The 16,835-nt window shown below is 71.5% G+C and carries 12 protein-coding genes; 6 read left to right on the top strand and 6 right to left on the bottom strand.

All coding sequences use genetic code 11. From position 1 onward, the window contains the following. Positions 1-23: 23 nt before the first annotated feature. Positions 24-1,154 carry a pyruvate dehydrogenase (acetyl-transferring) E1 component subunit alpha gene (gene pdhA / locus ACFXKZ_RS25890; RefSeq protein WP_380003361.1) on the bottom strand — a complete coding sequence of 377 codons (1,131 nt, stop codon included), beginning with the start codon at positions 1,152-1,154 and terminating at the stop codon, positions 24-26. A 363-nt stretch (positions 1,155-1,517) separates the two neighbouring features. Between pdhA and ACFXKZ_RS25885 the strand changes: the two genes are divergently transcribed. Beyond that, entirely contained in the window at positions 1,518-2,174 is a 657-nt protein-coding gene (locus ACFXKZ_RS25885) for a response regulator (RefSeq protein WP_380003360.1), read from the top strand. 88 nt (positions 2,175-2,262) lie between these two features. On the opposite strand, the gene ACFXKZ_RS25880 is transcribed toward ACFXKZ_RS25885, so the two are convergent. From ACFXKZ_RS25880 to ACFXKZ_RS25860, 5 genes are all read right to left on the bottom strand, one after another. Then, positions 2,263-3,633 (bottom strand): flotillin family protein, encoded by a 1,371-nt coding sequence (locus tag ACFXKZ_RS25880; protein WP_380003534.1) that lies wholly within the window; start codon positions 3,631-3,633, stop codon positions 2,263-2,265. Between the two features lie 181 nt (positions 3,634-3,814). Then, on the bottom strand, positions 3,815-4,024 hold the full coding sequence (locus tag ACFXKZ_RS25875) for a hypothetical protein (RefSeq protein WP_126640305.1): 210 nt from the start codon (positions 4,022-4,024) through the stop codon (positions 3,815-3,817). Positions 4,025-4,114: 90 nt separating this feature from the next. Then, the gene (locus tag ACFXKZ_RS25870) at positions 4,115-4,738 is read right to left on the bottom strand and encodes a hypothetical protein (protein ID WP_078976257.1); all 624 of its coding nucleotides are present in this window, start codon (positions 4,736-4,738) and stop codon (positions 4,115-4,117) included. 176 nt (positions 4,739-4,914) lie between these two features. Further along, entirely contained in the window at positions 4,915-5,847 is a 933-nt protein-coding gene (locus ACFXKZ_RS25865; protein WP_380003359.1) for a metallophosphoesterase family protein, read from the bottom strand. A 257-nt stretch (positions 5,848-6,104) separates the two neighbouring features. Further along, positions 6,105-7,124, bottom strand: a complete 1,020-nt coding sequence (locus ACFXKZ_RS25860; protein ID WP_380003358.1) for a LacI family DNA-binding transcriptional regulator — start codon at positions 7,122-7,124, stop codon at positions 6,105-6,107. Between the two features lie 204 nt (positions 7,125-7,328). Here ACFXKZ_RS25860 and hisC point away from each other — a divergent pair, with 204 nt between their 5' ends. From hisC to ACFXKZ_RS25835, 5 genes are all read left to right on the top strand, one after another. After that, on the top strand, positions 7,329-8,435 hold the full coding sequence (hisC, locus tag ACFXKZ_RS25855) for a histidinol-phosphate transaminase (RefSeq protein WP_380003357.1): 1,107 nt from the start codon (positions 7,329-7,331) through the stop codon (positions 8,433-8,435). 272 nt (positions 8,436-8,707) lie between these two features. Next, the gene (locus tag ACFXKZ_RS25850) at positions 8,708-10,144 is read left to right on the top strand and encodes a cytochrome ubiquinol oxidase subunit I (protein WP_380003356.1); all 1,437 of its coding nucleotides are present in this window, start codon (positions 8,708-8,710) and stop codon (positions 10,142-10,144) included. 17 nt (positions 10,145-10,161) lie between these two features. Beyond that, positions 10,162-11,199, top strand: a complete 1,038-nt coding sequence (gene cydB, locus ACFXKZ_RS25845; RefSeq protein WP_380003355.1) for a cytochrome d ubiquinol oxidase subunit II — start codon at positions 10,162-10,164, stop codon at positions 11,197-11,199. 81 nt (positions 11,200-11,280) lie between these two features. Then, entirely contained in the window at positions 11,281-14,970 is a 3,690-nt protein-coding gene (gene cydD, locus ACFXKZ_RS25840; protein WP_380003354.1) for a thiol reductant ABC exporter subunit CydD, read from the top strand. A 116-nt stretch (positions 14,971-15,086) separates the two neighbouring features. Further along, positions 15,087-16,820 (top strand): GAF domain-containing protein, encoded by a 1,734-nt coding sequence (locus ACFXKZ_RS25835; protein ID WP_380003353.1) that lies wholly within the window; start codon positions 15,087-15,089, stop codon positions 16,818-16,820. The last annotated feature ends 15 nt before the right edge of the window (positions 16,821-16,835 follow it).

Below are 16,835 nucleotides of genomic sequence, written 5' to 3'. Positions count from 1 at the left end.
GCCCGTCGACTGTGCGGGAGCCATCAGTGCCCGTCCTCCCCGGCGTCGACGAAGGACGCGTGATAAGCCTCGAACTCGGCCCGTTCCCGTTCCACGAGCGGGTGCGGCTCGGCGTAGACATTCGCGAACATGATGGAGGCCGGATCCGGGTCCGGCATGGTGCGTACGCCATTGCGCACGCGCTTGCCCAATTCCTCGCTCTCCGCCTCCAGATCGGCGAAGAAGGCGGCATCGCCGATGCCCTGCTTGTGCAGGAACGCCTTGAGGCGTTCGATCGGGTCCTTGAGCTTCCACTCCTCGAGCTCCGCGCTCAACCGATATCGGGTCGGGTCGTCGGAGGTGGTGTGCGCGCCCATGCGGTAGGTGAACGCCTCGATCAGCATCGGGCCCTCGCCGCGCCGGGCCCGGTCCAGGGCCGCCCTGGTCACCGCAAGGCACGCGAGCACGTCGTTACCGTCGACCCGAACTCCGGGAAATCCGAATCCGGCGGCGCGCCGATACAGCGGCACCTTCATCTGGCGTTCGGTGGGTTCGGAGATCGCCCACTGATTGTTCTGGCAGAAGAACACCACGGGGGCGTTGAACACGGCCGCGAAGGTGAATGCCTCGTTGACGTCGCCCTGGCTGGAGGCGCCGTCGCCGAAATAGGTGACGACCGCGCCATCGGTTCCGTCACGCTGCACACCCATCGCGTATCCGACGCCGTGCAGACTCTGTGCGCCGATGACGATCGTGTAGAGATGGAAATTGTTCTCGCGTGGATCCCAACCGCCGTTGTTGACGCCGCGGAACATCCCGAGCAGATTCAGCGGATCGACACCGCGACACCATGCGACGCCGTGTTCACGGTACGTGGGAAACACATAGTCGTTCGAACGCAGCGCGCGCCCCGAACCGATCTGCGCGGCCTCCTGGCCGAGCAGGGAGGCCCACAGGCCCAACTCGCCCTGCCGCTGGAGGGCGGTGGCCTCGGCGTCGAAGCGGCGCACCAGCACCAGGTCGCGGTACAGCGCCAGGTATTCGTCGTCCGAGAGGTCGACCGCGTAATCCGGATGCTCGACCCGCTCGCCCTCCGGGGTGAGCAACTGGATCAGCTCGGGACCGGCTCCGGAATCGGGCGGAAACAAAGTCCCGTCCGTACTGTCCACTGCCACGTTCTCTCCTCCGTCTGTCCGGTCCGCGGGGTCGCCGTGGACCGGGTCCGGATCGCCGGGCCCGGTTCCGCGCGGGGTGTGCGCGGCTACCTTGATGTGCAGACACGGCGATTGGTGGCTGTACTTCCTAGGATTTCCTAGGAATTCCCGAGTGAATCCGGGAGGCGCCTGCGCACAGGCATGCGGTTCGGAAACCGCACACCGCAACGTTACCCACCAGTCCGGCCGGGACGTAGTGGCGACCGGCCCGAACGTGGCGGCCCCCTTTGTGGTTCTCCGACAAATGGCCGGCGTGTCGGACCCGAACCGCCCATGCGGCGGCATCACAGAGCGACCACCGAGAGCGCGTGGGAACCTGTACAAGTGACTGATCAGGGAAGCATTCGGGTATTTCTCCTCGATGATCACGAAGTGGTACGCCGGGGCGTCCACGAGTTGTTGTCGATCGAGGCGGACATCGACGTGGTCGGCGAGGCGGGCACCGCCGCCGAGGCGCTGGTACGCATCCCGGCGACCCGGCCGCAGGTCGCGGTGCTCGACGTCCGGCTGCCGGACGGCAGCGGGGTCGAGGTGTGCCGCGAGATCCGCTCGCAACTGCCCGACGTGCGCTGTCTGATGCTCACCTCGTTCTCCGACGACGAGGCGCTGTTCGACGCGATCATGGCGGGCGCGTCCGGCTACGTGCTCAAGGACATCCGCGGCTCGGACCTGGTCGGCGCGGTCCGCGACGTGGCCGCGGGCAGGTCCCTGCTCGACCCGGCGGCCACCACCCGCGTGCTGGAACGGCTGCGCGGCGGCGATCGCGGCGACGAACGCCTGGCCGCGCTCAGCGACCAGGAGCGCCGGATCCTGGACCTGATCGGCGAGGGCATGACCAACCGCCAGATCGGCGCCGAGATGCACCTGGCCGAGAAGACGGTCAAGAACTACGTCTCCGCCCTCCTGGCCAAACTCGGCATGGAACGCCGCACCCAGGCCGCCGCGTACGTGGCCCGCCAAAAGGCCGAGAAGCGCAGGTAGTCGGCGGCGCCCCGGGTCGGGCCCGGAACACGGGTGGGGGCCGACGGCCGGGCCCCGATCGTGGGGTCCGGCCGTGTGGGCGTGCGGGTCAGGTTTCCGAGGACTTGGTGAGCGGTTCGGGGGTGGGGGGCTCGTCGATTTCGACCTCGATGCGGACCGAGTCGGTCGGGAGCGGGTCGGGCTTGGGGGCGGTGCCGTTGGTGCCGTTCGTGTTGGACAGGAGTTGGCGGGCTATGCCGAGGCCGGTGCCGCCCATGGTGAGGGCCTTGGCGAAGAGGTCGCCGAGCCCGTCGCCGCCGTTGAGCAGGACCATGTGGTCGACGTTGCCGAATGCCTCGGCGCCGGCGCGAACGATCTCCGGCCAGTTCTCGGCGAGTTGTTGGGCGACCACGGCCTCCTGGTTCTCCGCGAGCGCCGCCGCGCGGGCCGCGATGGCCGCCGCCTCGGCGAGGCCCTTGGCCTTGGCCGCCTCGGCCTGCGCCTTGCCGGTGGCCAGCGTGGCCTCGGCGGCGGCCAGACCGCGTACCTTGGTCGCCTCCGCGTCGGCGATCGCGGCCAGTTCGGTCTCACGGGCGTTCGCCTCGGCCGCCGAGATCCGCGCGTCGCGCTCGGCCTGGGCCCGGGTGCGGATCTCGTACGCCTTCGCGTCGGCCGGCTTGCGTACGTCCGCCTGGAGCTGTTGCTCGCGCCGCATGGCCTCCAGCTCGGCGACCCGGGTCTCCTGGACCACCACCTCCTGCTTGGCGGCGGCGTCGGCCAGTGGGCCCGCCTGCGCCGCGCGCGCGCCGGCCTCGTCCCGCTCGGCCTGGTAGCCGGCCTGCTGGATCTCGCTGTCCCGGGTGGCCTGGGCCATCCGCGCCTTGGCCTCCTGCTCGGCTTCGGTGGCCTTGCGGGTGGCCAGCGCCTCGGCGATCCGCGCGTCGCGGACCACCGCCGCGGTGTGCGGCGCGGCCATGTTCTTGATGTAGCCCGTCGGGTCCTCGATCTCCTGGATCTGCAGGCTGTCCACGATCAGCCCGAGCTTTTCCATGTCCGACCCCGACGCCGCGCGCACATGCGCGGTGAGCTTCTCCCGGTCCCGGATCATGTCCTCGACGGTCAGCCCGCCGACGATCGAGCGCAGATGGCCGGCCAGCACCTTGCGGACCCGGGACTCCATTTGCTTCTGCTGGTCCAAAAAGCGCCTGGCCGCGTTGGCGATCGAGACGTAGTCGTCGCCGATCTTGAAGATGACCACGCTCTGCACCCGCAGCGGGATGCCCTGCGTGGTCACACATTCGACGCTGAGCTCGGCCTCGTTCAGGTCGAGCGAGAGCTTGCGTACGGCCTGCACGAACGGCAGGACGAGCGTGCCGCGCCCGGTGACGATGCGAAACCCCATGCCCTCGCCGAGTCCCTCGGTGTGATGCCGGGAACCGGAGATGACCAGCGCCTCGTTGGGCTCGGCGACGCGCCACATGAGCTTGAAGACAACGACCAGGACGATGAGCAGACCGAGCACGATGAGCACGGTGTAGAGCACGGAGCATTCCCCCTTCGGCCTGACTCGGAGTGTCCTCGCCGGGCACAAAGCCGCCAAGAGGGAGCTCCCCAGGGGCAGTTGCCGCCCGTCGCGAAGCCGGGCCGGGCCGATCCGCGGGTCAGCCGAAGGCCGACGCCACGTACACCGTGCGCGGCGGCAGATACTCCACGATCACCACCAGCTCCCCCACGGCGTGCTCCTCCCCGGGCAGCGCGGAGTACGCGAGGAACGCCTCCACCCCACCGCGTACCTCGATCATGACCTCGCCCACCAGACCGGGGCCGATTCCCCCGGTGACCTTGCCGCGTTTGCCGACCATGTCGCCCATTGTGTGGCCCGGTCGCCCGACTCGGTGCCGCCGGCGCGATCCGACCCGCCCACCCGGGGCGGGTGGGCGGGCGGATCGGTGCCGGCGGGGTCAGCCCAGGAGCGTGGTGCCCTCGTCCGAGGCCTCGCGCAGGCGCGAGCGCATGAACGGCAGAATGCCGCGGTGCAGGATCGCCCGGCGCCATTCCTCGCGCGCCAGGTACACCTCGACCTCCCCGGTCGGCCGCGCCCGGTTGCGCGCGGCCACCGCGAGCATGGCGAGTCCCCCGATCGCCGCCGCCCCGAGCGAGATGCCGATCGCCGCGATCGAGGCGAGTTGCATCGTGTGCTGCATGCCCGGGTCGTCCATCGTGAGCGGCAACAGCACGTAGCCCACGATCAGGAAGACGACCGCCGAGATGCCGGCCACGATCACCGCCATCGCCGTGGCGAGGGCGAACCAGCCGAAGCTCTCGCCCGCCTCGATCATCGAGGCGCCGAAGTCCGGTCGGATGCCCGACTCGAAGCGCTGCTCCGTACGTTCGTACCGGTCGTATTCGTCGCGCGCCGTCTCGGCGATCGACGGGGTCGCGTCCAACGTGGCCGTCCGCAGTTGCTCGACGTTCAGGTTGGGTACCGCCGCGAGACCGGAGAGGGTTTCCTCCAGGTGCAGTGCGTCGTCGACGAACTGCTCGTACTGGCGGCGGTGCTCGTCACTTCCAAACCAGTGTTGCATCGGATCCCCCGAATGAGGCCGCGCGGGCGTTTCCCGCGTCCGCCGGGCCCGTCAGGGGACCCGTGCAAGCTGTCGGTGGATCAACGACCCGCAAAAGCACCTGACGGTGTCGAGGCGGATACCTATTGATGATAGGGTGCACCTCCGCCTTTTGGGCAGGGAGTTCCCTACGACGGTCACTCGTCCCCGGGGTCGGCGGCCAGATCGCCCAGGTCGTACACCCGACCCTGCGTCTCCTCCAACGCGCTGGGCAGCACGCCCGGTTCGGGGGCGGTCAGCGGCAACCGCGCGACCAGGCACGGGCCGCCGAGGTAGATGCCGCCGTCCAGGTTGACCACCTGACCGTCCGCGTACACGCGCGGTCCGGCGATCGTCGAGGGGTCCTCGCCCGTCTGGTACGGGATCGGGGTGTGGCCGTGCACGATCCGCCGCCCGCCCAGTTCGCTGAGCAGATCGGCCGCCGCGTACGGGCCGACCTCGCCCATGAACGCGCCGCGCCGGGTCAGGTTGCGGAACAGGTCCCACCACGAGAGCGGGTCCGGCTCGCGCAGTATGTCCGCGACGGCGCCGTCCACCTCCTCGATGGTGTCGCCGTATTCGAGGTAGGCGTTGCTGTCGGAGTGGATCAGCAGGTGCCCGTCGACCACCGCGGCCACCGGCTGCCCGGCCAGCCAGTCGGCCTGTTCGTCGGTGAAGCGCTCCAGGTCGGACTGCATGCCGCCGTTGCGCAGCCAGATCTCGCGGAAGGTGGTCGAGCCGCCCGCGACCGGCACCGGGTGATCGCCGAAGCGGAACACGCCCAGGAGCAGGATCTCGTGGTTGCCGAGCAACATCCGGGTGCTGCCGCCGGCCTCGGCCGACTCGCGGGCCAGCGACATGGCCAGTTCGACCACGCCGATGCCGTCGGGGCCGCGGTCGGTGAAGTCGCCGAGGAACCACAGGCGCGAGCGTCCGCCGCTCCAGTGCGCGTCCTCGTCGATCAGGTCCCGGGCGCGCAGGGCGGCCTTGAGCTCCTCCAGATGACCGTGGACGTCGCCGACCACGTACAGCGGGGCGTCCTGCTCCGCCGCGGCGCCCGTGGGGGCCGGTGTAGCCGAGACGTTGCTCACCAGAAGGGTCCTTTCTTCAGATCGGCACCACCGTACGGCGGCGGTTCCGACACCCGTTGTGAACCAAGACGCACAACAGCCGGGTTCGGCTGCGGCTCACCCGGTCCGATTCGGATGATTCCTGGACCGTATCTCTCGTGCGGGCACGGTGGAACGGACCACGCTCAATTGTGCGTGGACCCGCGACCGTGTACCCCGGCGCCCCCACCCCCGGGTGTGGCCGGGCACCGGGCGGCGGATCGGGGCGAACACACCGGTCAGCGGCGCGTGGAGGAATCCCGGACGGAGAGCCGGGTGGGCACGGTGCGCTGGGCGGGCAGCAGCGGCCCGGCCCCGGCATCCTCGATCACCCCGACGAGCAGTTCCACCGCCCAGGCGCCGGCCAGGGCCGGTTGCAGGCTCAGCGAGGTCACCGACGGGTCGGCCCCCTCGCCGCAGCAGGCCAGGAGCAGGTCGTCGGGCACCCGCAGGGCACGCTCGCGGGCCGCGTCCAACAGCTCGGCCGCGCAGCCCTCGTGCAGACCGAACACCGCGTCGGGCCCCCGGTCGAGCAGGCGGGCGGCGGCGGCCCGGCCCGCGCCGGGGGTGCGGGCCTCGTACTCCTCGGTGATCGCCGGCACACCCCGGTCCGCGCACCACGCCCGATAGCCCGCGACCCCCTTGTCGGCGCCGGGTCCGTCGGCGGCGGCGAGCAGGCCGATCCGCTCGGCGCCCGCGTCGGCGAGGTGGTCGAGCACCGAACGCACGGCAGCCACGTGGTCGTTGTCCACCCAGCCGTAGACCGGGGTGGAGCCGGGGTGGCCGCCGCTGACCACGGGCACGCCCCGACGCAGCAGCTCGTGCACGAGCGGATCGTCGTCGGCGGGGTCGACGACGATGGTGCCGTCGAGCGCGACGTTGCCCCAGACGTCGTGCGGGGAGGACGCGGGCAGCACGACGAGCGCGTAGCCCAGGTCGAGCGCGGTCGCGGTGGCCGAGCGCACCAGCTCGGCGAACCAGGCGAACTCGGTGAGCGCGAACGGCTCCGTCGAGCGCATGGTCGTGGTCAGCCCGAGCAACCCCGACCGGCCGGTGCGCAGGGTGCGCGCGGCGGCCGACGGGCGGTAGCCCAGCCGGTCGGCGACCTCGCGCACGTGCACACGGGTCGTGTCGGGCAGTCGGCCCTTGCCGTTGAGCGCGTCGGAGACGGTCGTGATCGACACCCCGGCAGCCGCTGCGACGTCCCGGATGCCCACCCGGATCCGCCGCCCCACACGCGGTACATCTGGCGCTGTCATCGTCACGACACTAGGGCGAATGGGCCGCCCTGGCCGGGTTCATGTCATTGCTTTACGAAGAAACGTATCGCCCCATACCTGCCCCTGAACGTTCGGCGAAGGGCGCCCTCCGTCCGGGAACCCCCTCCGGGGCCGGCGGATCATAGAGTGAGACGACCGGGACGTGCGCCCAGGCACCCCGACCAGTATGCGAGGAGGACGGGCGTGACCGAGCACAACGCCCCAGGCAGCGACGACGGCACCACCCCGCGGTTCCGGGCCGCCCTGGCGGCGGTGCCCGCCTACAAGGCGGGTCGACCGCCCGCACCGGCCGAGGGTCTACCGGCGTACAAGCTCTCGTCCAACGAGAACCCGTACCCGCCGCTGCCCAGCGTGCACAAGGTGGTGGCGGACGCCGTCGGCGAGATAAATCGCTACCCGGACCCCGCGAACGCGGAGCTGGCCGAGACGCTGGCCGAGCGGTTCGGGGTGCCCGCGTCGCACATCGTGGTGGGCAACGGTTCGGTGACCGTGGCCCAGCAGTTGGTCAACGCGACGACCGGCGAGGGCGACGAGGTCGTCTTCGCGTGGCGCTCGTTCGAGGCGTACCCGATGCTCGTGCTGCTCGCCGGGGCGACGCCGGTGATGGTCCCGCTGCTCGCCGACGAGAGCCACGACCTGGACGCGATGGCCGCCGCGATCACCGACCGGACCCGGCTGGTCTTCGTGTGCAACCCGAACAACCCGACCGGCACGGTGATCCACCGCGCCGAGCTGGAGCGGTTCCTGGACCGGGTACCGCGCCACGTGGTGGTCGTGCTGGACGAGGCGTACCGCGAGTTCATCCGGGACGAGCGGGTGCCGGACGGGGTCGAGCTGTACCGCGAGCGGCCGAACGTGGTGGTGCTGCGCACGTTCTCCAAGGCGTACGGGCTGGCCGGCCTGCGGGTGGGCTTCGCCATCGCGCACGAGGCGGCGGCCGACGAGCTGCGCAAGACCGGGATGCCGTTCGCGGTGAACCGGCTCGCCCAGGTGGCGGCGATCGCCTCGGTCGGCGCCGAGGCCGAACTCCTGGAGCGGGTCGAGGCGTTGGTCCAGGAGCGGACCCGGGTGCTGGAGACGCTGATCGGCCAGGGCTGGACGGTGTTCGACTCGCAGGCCAACTTCGTCTGGCTGCGGCTCGGCGAGCGCACCGGCGAATTCGCCGCGATGTGCGAGGCGGCCGGGGTGTCGGTGCGCCCGTTCGAGGGCGAGGGCTGCCGGATCACGATCGGTGAGACCGAGGCCAACACGATCTTCCTGGAGCAGGCGGCACGATTCATGGAGAAGTAGCGCCAGAGCGCCGAAATGAGCCCCTTCGGGCACCCCCCTCCAGGGTGCCCGGAGGGGCTCGCTAGTGTTTGTGAACGGATGCACAAGCTCGACTTTGTGAACCCATTCACAAAGTCGTGCCCGTTGAACCCGCGCATCCATCCCGGTTCATCCGGGTTCGTCCGGCGGAGTGTCGGGCGAGGAGCGCGGGGCGGCGTGTGCATCGTGAACCAAACGTGCCTCGCGCGCTCGCGGGCGGGACACGACCGGCGATCAGGAGGAATGAGGGGCCCATGGACCTCGCCGTCGAAACACTCGACGTAGCCCGGTGGCAGTTCGGCATCACGACCGTCTACCACTTCCTCTTCGTGCCACTGACGATGGGTTTGTCCATCCTCGTCGCCTGCCTGCAGACCGCGTGGGTGCGTACCGGCAAGGAGCACTACCTCCGGGCCACCAAGTTCTGGGGCAAGCTCTTCCTGATCAACTTCGCGCTCGGCCTGGTGACCGGCATCGTGCAGGAGTTCCAGTTCGGGATGAACTGGTCCGACTACTCGCGCTTCGTCGGCGACATCTTCGGCGCCCCACTGGCAATCGAGGCGCTGGTCGCGTTCTTCCTGGAGTCGACCTTCCTGGGGTTGTGGATCTTCGGCTGGGACCGCCTGCCGAAGAAGATCCACCTGGCCACCATCTGGGCCGCCGCGATCGGCACGATCCTGTCGGCCTACTTCATCCTGGCCGCCAACTCGTGGATGCAGCACCCGGTCGGGTACAAGATCAACCCGGAGACCGGCCGCGCCGAGCTGACCGACTTCGTGGCGGTGCTCACCAACAACACCGCGATCGCCGCGTTCCTGCACATCCTCCCGGCCGCGTTCCTGGTCGCCGGCGGCTTCCTGATCGGGATCAGCTGCTGGCACCTGCGCAAGCGCAACGAGGTCGCGGTCTTTCGTCCCTCGCTCCGGCTGGGCCTGTGGGTGTCGGTACTCGCCGGCGTCGGCCTCGCGCTCACCGGTGACATGCAGGGCAAGCTGATGTACGACCAGCAGCCGATGAAGATGGCCTCGGCCGAGGCGCTGTGGGAGACCTCCAAGCCCGCGCCGTTCTCGATCTTTTCCTACGGCGACGTGCAAAAGGGTCACAACAAGGTCGCCATAGAGGTCCCCGGCGCGTTGTCCTTCCTGGCCAAGAACGACTTCGACGCCGAGTTGCCGGGGATCAACGACCTCCAGGAGCAGTCGGTGGTCAAGTACGGCCCCGGCGACTACCGGCCCAACATCTTCGTCACCTACTGGTCGTTCCGACTGATGATCGGCGTGGGCATGGTCACCGCGGGCATCGGCCTGGTCGGGCTGTGGTTGACCCGGCGCAAGCGGGAGTTGCCGAGCAATCCGTGGGTGTACCGGGTCGGCCTGTGGACCATCGCGTTCCCGTTCGCGGCCAACTCGTTCGGCTGGATCTTCACCGAGATGGGTCGCCAGCCGTGGCTGGTGTTCGGGGTGCTCAAGACCGAGGCCGGAGTGTCGCCGAGCGTGTCCACGGGTGAGGTGCTCACCTCGCTGATCGTGTTCACCCTGCTCTACGGCGCGCTCGCGGTGGTCGAACTCGGCCTGATCCGGCGCTATGTCAAGGCCGGCCCCGAGCCGATCAAGCCGGCCGCGGACAAGCACCCCGACGATCCGTCGGGCGGGGGCGAGGACGCCGACCGGCCGCTCGCCTTCGCGTACTAGGGGAGAGGGAGAGGGTCATGGGACTCAACGAATTCTGGTTCCTGCTGATCGCCGTGCTCTGGATCGGCTACTTCTTCCTCGAGGGCTTCGACTTCGGCGTCGGCATCCTGACGAAGGTGCTGGCCCGGAACGAGACCGAGCGCCGGGTGCTGATCAACACCATCGGTCCGGTCTGGGACGGCAACGAGGTGTGGCTGATCACCGCGGGCGGGGCGACCTTCGCGGCGTTCCCCGAGTGGTACGCGACCCTGTTCAGCGGCTTCTACCTGCCGCTGCTGCTGATCCTGGTGGCGCTGATCCTGCGTGGGGTGGCGTTCGAGTACCGGGCCAAGCGCGACGAGGACCGCTGGAAGCGCGGCTGGGAGCAGGCGATCTTCTGGGGTTCCCTGGTGCCGGCGTTCCTGTGGGGCGTGGCGTTCGCGAACATCACGCGCGGGGTGAAAATCGACGGGAACAAGGAGTACGTCGGCGACCTGTTCGACCTGCTCAACCCGTACGCCCTGCTCGGCGGCGTGGTCACCACGGTGCTGTTCACCTTCCACGGCGCGGTGTTCGTCGCGCTCAAGACCGACGGCGACATCCGGGGACGGGCGCGCGCGCTGGCCGCACGCCTCGGCCTGGGCACCGCGGTGCTCGCGGCGGCGTTCCTGATCTGGACCCAGGCCGCGCACGGCAACGGCCGTACCCTGGTCGCGCTGATCGTCGCGGTCGCGGCCCTGGTCGGCGCGCTGGCGATGAACCGGATCGGGCGCGAGGGCTGGGCGTTCGCGATGTCGGGCCTGACGGTGATCGCGGCGGTGGCGATGTTGTTCCTGTCGCTGTTCCCGAGCGTGATGCCCTCCAGCCTGGACTCGGCGTGGGATCTGACCATCCACAACGCGTCCTCGACGCCCTACACGCTGAAGATCATGACCTGGGTCGCCGCCTTCATGACCCCGATCGTGCTCTGCTACCAGGCGTGGACGTACTGGGTGTTCCGCAAGCGGATCAGCACGAAGAGCATCCCGCCCAAGCCGGCGTTCGGGGCGGCGGCGGCCGATCTGGTGGGGAAGTAGGGGTTCGGCGGTGGGGCCGGTGGGCCGCCGGCCCCGACGCGGCGACCCGAAGACGCAACGACGTACCGAAGAGAGCGGATCGTGAAGCCTGTTGACCCGCGCCTGCTGACCCACGCCCGAGCCACCCGGGGCTTTTTGGCCCTGACGGTGGTGCTGGGCACGGCGGGCGCGGGTCTCGTGCTCGTCCAGGCGGCACTGCTCGCCCGGGTGATCGTGGCGGCCTTCGAGGAGGGCGCCGGGGTCGGCGACCTGTGGCCGGAGCTGGGCCTGCTGGCCGGTGTGATCGCGGCCCGCTCGGCGATCTCCTGGCTCACCGAGGTGGTCGCGCACCGCACCTCGGCGGCGGTGAAGTCGCAGTTGCGCTCGCGGCTGCTCGCGCACGTGGTTCGGCTCGGTCCGGCCTGGCTGAACCGGGAGCGGTCGGGTGAGCTGACCACGCTCGCCACCCGGGGTGTGGACGCGCTGGACGGCTACTTCGCGCGTTATCTGCCGCAGTTGGTGCTGTCCGTCACGGTGCCGGTGGCGGTGCTCGCGCGCGTGGTGTTCGGCGACTGGATCTCGGCCGCCACGATCGTGGTCACCCTCCCGCTGATCCCGCTGTTCATGGCGTTGATCGGGATGGCCACGCAGAAGTACATGGACCGGCAATGGAGCGTGCTGAACCGGCTGGCCGGGCACTTCCTGGACGTGGTCGCCGGGCTGCCGACGCTGAAGGTGTTCGGGCGGGCCAAGGCCCAGGCCGCGTCGATCCGGGCGATCACCGACGACTACCGCCGGGCCACCCTCAAGACCCTGCGAATCGCATTCCTGTCCTCGTTCGCCCTGGAACTGCTCGCCACCATCTCGGTCGCGCTCGTCGCGGTCGGCGTGGGCCTGCGCCTCGTCGACGGGGACCTGGGTCTGGAGACCGCGCTCGTGGTGCTGATCCTGGCGCCCGAGGCATATCTGCCGCTGCGACAGGTCGGCGCCGAGTATCACGCGAGCGTCGAGGGAGTCAGCGCCGCGGAACGGGTGTTCGAGGTGCTGGAGACCGCGCCGGACGCTCCGGCCGGGACCGCGCCGGTGCCGGATCCGCGCTCGGCCGACGTGGCGCTGCACGGGGTGACGGTGCGGTACGAGGGACGCGCGGACGCCGCGCCGGCGGACGTGGACCTGACGGTGCGGCCCGGCGAGACGGTGGCGCTGACCGGTCCGAGCGGGTGCGGGAAGTCGACCCTGCTCGCGGTGCTGCTCGGCTTCGTGCGGCCGACGTCGGGGCGGGTCACGGTGGGCGGGGTGGACCTGGCCGATCTCGATCCGCGGGCGTGGCGGGCGCACATCGCGTGGGTGCCGCAGCGGCCCTACCTGTTCGCGGGCACGATCGGGGCGAATGTACGGCTGGCCCGGCCGGACGCGAGCGACGCCGAGGTGGACCGGGCGCTGGCCGACGCGGGGGCGGCCGACTTCGTGGCGCGCGCGGGGGGCCTCGACGCGCCGCTGGGCGAGGACGGGGCGGGCCTGTCCGCCGGGCAGCGGCAACGCCTCGCGCTGGCCCGCGCGTTCCTGGCCGACCGGCCGATCCTGCTGCTCGACGAGCCGACCTCGAACCTGGACGGGGACAGCGAGGCGGCCATCGTCGAGGCGGTCGGCCGGTTGGCGGTGGAGCGCACGGTGATCCTGGTGGCGCACCGGCCCGCGCTGTTGCCGTTGGCGGATCGGGTGGTGGGGGTGGGGGGCTCGTCGGCGGGTGCCGCGGGTGCCTCCGGTGCCGCGGGTGCCTCCGGTTCCTTGGATGCCTCGGTCGCCGAGGGCGCGTCGGCGGGGGACTCGGGCGTCGGGGAGTCGCCGGTCGGGGCGCACGCGGCGGTCGCGGCTCGGGCTCGGGTGGACACGATGCGCACGGCGGAGGCGGCGGGTGACGTCGCGGCGGTGTCGGCGGAGGTGGCTGCGGAGGCGGTGGGCGCGGCCGGCTCGGTGACTTCGTCGGGGGCCTCGGGCTCGGGCGGTTCGTCCGCCGTACCGTCCGACGCGCCTCCCGCGCCGGCCGGTCCCGGGCGGCGGCTGCTCGCGCTGGCCCGGCCGTTGCGGGGCCGGCTGGCGCTGGCGGTGTTGTGCGGGGCGCTCGCGCTCGGTAGTTCGGTCGGGCTCATGGCCACCTCGGCGTGGTTGATCTCGCGGGCGTCCGAACATCCGCCGGTGCTGACGCTGATGGTCGCGGTGACCGGGGTTCGGGCCTTCGGCGTCTCGCGTGCGGTGTTCCGGTATGCCGAGCGGCTGATCGGGCACGACGCGGCGTTTCGGATCCTGGCCCGGCTGCGGGTTCGGGTGTACGAGCGGCTGGAGCGGTTGGCGCCGACGGGGCTGCCCGCCTTCCGGCGTGGGGATCTGCTGTCCCGGCTGGTCACCGACGTGGACGCGGTGCAGGACTTCTTCCTGCGGGCGCTGTTGCCCGCATGTGTGGCGGCGGTGGTCGGCGCGGGCGCGGTAGTGACCGTGGCCCTGGTGCTCCCGGAGGCCGGCGCGGTGCTGCTGGTGGGCCTGCTCGCCGCCGGCGTGCTGGTGCCGTGGTCGGCCGCCCGGGTCGCCCGGCGGGCCGAGCGCCGGGTCGCGGCCGTCCGGGGCGAGCTCTCCGCCGCCGTGGTCGACCTGCTGCGCGGCACCCCCGAATTGATCGCCGCCGGCCGCGCCCCCGCCCGACTCGCCGAGGTGGCCGAGGTGGACGCCCGGCTGCGGGCGACCGAGGCGGGCCAGGCCCGGGGCGCCGGCGTCGGCGCGGGCCTGGCCGCGCTGGTGGCCGGCGCGACGGTCTGGGCGTCGGCCCTGGTCGGCGTCGCCGCGGTGCACGCCGACCGGCTGGACGGCGTGCTGCTCGCGCTGGTGGTACTCACCCCGTTGGCCGCGTTCGAGGCCACCGTCGTGCTGCCCGCCGCGGGCCGGCACCTGGAGGCGTCGCGGCGGGCCGCGGCACGGGTGTTCGAGGTGCTGGACACCCCGGAGCCGGTGCGCGAACCGGCCGCGCCCGTCGCGCTGCCCGCCGCGCCGCGGCCGTTGCGGGTGCGCGACCTGTCCGCCCGCTGGACCCCCGACGGGCCGCCGGCCCTGGCCGGGGTCGACCTCGACCTGACGCCCGGCAAGCGGCTCGCGGTGGTCGGGCCGAGCGGGTCGGGCAAAACCACGTTGGCCAATGTGCTGCTGCGCTTCCTGGAGCCGGCGGCGGGCACGGTGACGTTGGGCGGTGTACCGCTCGGCGAGGCGGCCGGGGACGACGTGCGCCGGGTGATCGGGCTGTGCGCCCAGGACGCGCACGTCTTCGACAGCTCGCTGCGGGAGAACCTGCGGCTGGCCCGGCCGGACTGCGACGAGGGGGCGATGCGGGCAGCGCTGGCCCGGGCCCGGCTCCTCGACTGGGTCGACGGCCTGCCCGAGGGGTTGGACACGATGGTCGGCGAACACGGCGCCCGGCTCTCCGGCGGCCAGCGGCAACGGCTCGCGCTCGCCCGCGCGCTGCTCGCCGACTTCGAGATCCTGCTCCTGGACGAGCCTGCCGAACACCTCGACCTGCCCACGGCCGACGCGCTGACCGCCGACCTGCTCGACGCCACCCGGGGCCGGACCACCCTCCTGGTGACCCACCGGCTCACCGGTCTGGACGCGGTGGACGAGATCGTGGTCCTGGCCGAGGGGCGCGTCCGCCAGCGCGGCACGTGGGCGGAACTGAGCATCGCGCCCGGGGAGTTCCGCACGCTCCTGGAACGCGAGCACGTGGCGGCACCGGTCGCGGCGGGCGCCTGAGCGGGACATCCCACCCCGACGTCCCGGGCCGGCGCGGGACGGTCGGCCGCGGATCCGTACGCGTGTCCGTGCGGTTTGATACCTTTCCGACCGATTCACACCCGTACGCTTTACCCATGGCGAACGGCGGCGACAGCCCGGAGGAACCCGAGCAGACCCAGCGCTCCGACCACCGACCCCCCACGTCGACCCCGCTCGCCCTGGACGACATCGTCGCCGAGGTGGTCGAGCGGCTCGGTGCGGCCACGGCCACCGGGGACCGGCTCCAGGGCCTGCTCGAAGCGGTGATCGCGGTCGGCGCCGACCTGGACCTGCACACCACGCTGCGCCGGATCGTCGAGGCCGCGGCCGACCTGGCCGACGCCCGCTACGCCGCGCTCGGCGTGATCGGCGGCGACAACAACCTGTCCGACTTCATCACCGTCGGCATCGACCCGGCCGACCGCGAGCGAATCGGCGAACTCCCGCACGGCCGGGGCATCCTGGGCCTGCTGATCGACCGTCCCGAACCGCTGCTCCTCGACGATCTGACCCGGCATCCGGCCTCCTACGGCTTCCCGCCGAACCATCCGGCGATGCACTCGTTCCTGGGCGTGCCGATCCGGGTGCGCAACGAGGTGTTCGGCAATCTGTACCTGACCGAGAAGCGAGGTCGACCCGACTTCGGCATCGAGGACCAGCAGGTGGTTCGGGCACTCGCGGCGGCGGCCGGCGTCGCGATCGAGAACGCGCGCCTGTTCGAGAGCGCGGCCCGCCGGGAGAAGTGGATCATGGGCTCGGCGGACGTCACCACGGCGCTGCTGACCGCGCAGGACCCGGACGAGGCGCTGGCCGTGGTGGCGGAGCGGGCGCGCAGCCTGGCCGAGGCGGACTTCGCCGCGATGTACCTGCCCCAGCCCGACGGCTCCTACCTGGTCGAGGTCACCTCCGGCCAGGACGTGGCGGGCCTCGGCGGCACGGTGATCGAGAAGGGCACCCCGCTCGCGGAGGCGATCAACGCCGGGCGCAGCATCTTCATCGAGGACATGAGCACCGACCCCAACGTGATGGTGGCCAAGTCGCGCTGCTTCGGTCCGGGCCTGTTCGTCCCGCTGATCGCCAGCGATCGCATCCTCGGCGCGCTGGAGTTGGACAAGCGCGTCGGCGCGGTGCCGTTCAACGCGACCGAGCGCTCGATGGCGCAGGCGTTCGGCGGCCAGGCCGCGATCGCGCTGATGCTGGCGGGCGCGCAGCGCGATCGGGAACGGCTGGCGGTGTTCGAGGATCGCGACCGGATCGCCCGGGACCTGCACGACCTGGTCATCCAGCGGCTGTTCGCGACGGGGATGATGCTCCAGGGCGCGGCCCGGCTGGCCAAGGTGCCGGGAGTGATCACCCGGGTCAATCAGGCGGTGGACGAACTCGACGCGACGATTCGCGAGGTGCGCAGCACGATCTTCGCGCTGCAGAATCCGCCGCGCGACGGGGCGACCGGGGTCCGGGGGCGGGTGTTGCGCGAGGCGAGCGCGGCGGCGCCCGCGCTCGGCTTCGATCCGACGGTCACCTTCGTCGGGCCGGTCGACTCGACCGTGCCGGACGAGGTCGCCGAGCAGCTTCTCGCCGCGCTGCGCGAGATCCTGTCCAACGCCTCCCGCCACGCGCACGCGTCGCGCGTCGAGGTGAGCCTGGTGGTGGCCGGCGGCTCCGTCGCCTTGGCGGTCACCGACGACGGGGTCGGCATCGCGCCGGGCGGTCGGCGCAGCGGACTGGCCAATCTGGCGGGCCGGGCCGAGGAGTTGGGCGGGCGGGCGGAGTTCGGCTCGGGGCCGGAGGGGCTCGGGACGACGGTGACCTGGTCGGCGCCGATCTAGCCGACGTGTTTCACG

Source organism: Embleya sp. NPDC059237 (assembly GCF_042754105.1).
Classification (GTDB): Bacteria; Actinomycetota; Actinomycetes; order Streptomycetales; family Streptomycetaceae; genus Embleya.
This window is presented reverse-complemented; position numbering and strand designations above follow the sequence as displayed.

Coding starts and splice junctions, on each gene's coding strand:
- ACFXKZ_RS25880 (WP_380003534.1), bottom strand. CDS start 3,633: ATGTGGCGCGTCGCCGAGCCCAACGAGGCGCTGGTCATCTCCGGTTCC.
- ACFXKZ_RS25875 (WP_126640305.1), bottom strand. CDS start 4,024: ATGGGCGACATGGTCGGCAAACGCGGCAAGGTCACCGGGGGAATCGGC.
- ACFXKZ_RS25870 (WP_078976257.1), bottom strand. CDS start 4,738: ATGCAACACTGGTTTGGAAGTGACGAGCACCGCCGCCAGTACGAGCAG.
- ACFXKZ_RS25860 (WP_380003358.1), bottom strand. CDS start 7,124: ATGACAGCGCCAGATGTACCGCGTGTGGGGCGGCGGATCCGGGTGGGC.
- ACFXKZ_RS25850 (WP_380003356.1), top strand. CDS start 8,708: ATGGACCTCGCCGTCGAAACACTCGACGTAGCCCGGTGGCAGTTCGGC.
- cydB (WP_380003355.1), top strand. CDS start 10,162: ATGGGACTCAACGAATTCTGGTTCCTGCTGATCGCCGTGCTCTGGATC.
- ACFXKZ_RS25835 (WP_380003353.1), top strand. CDS start 15,087: ATGGCGAACGGCGGCGACAGCCCGGAGGAACCCGAGCAGACCCAGCGC.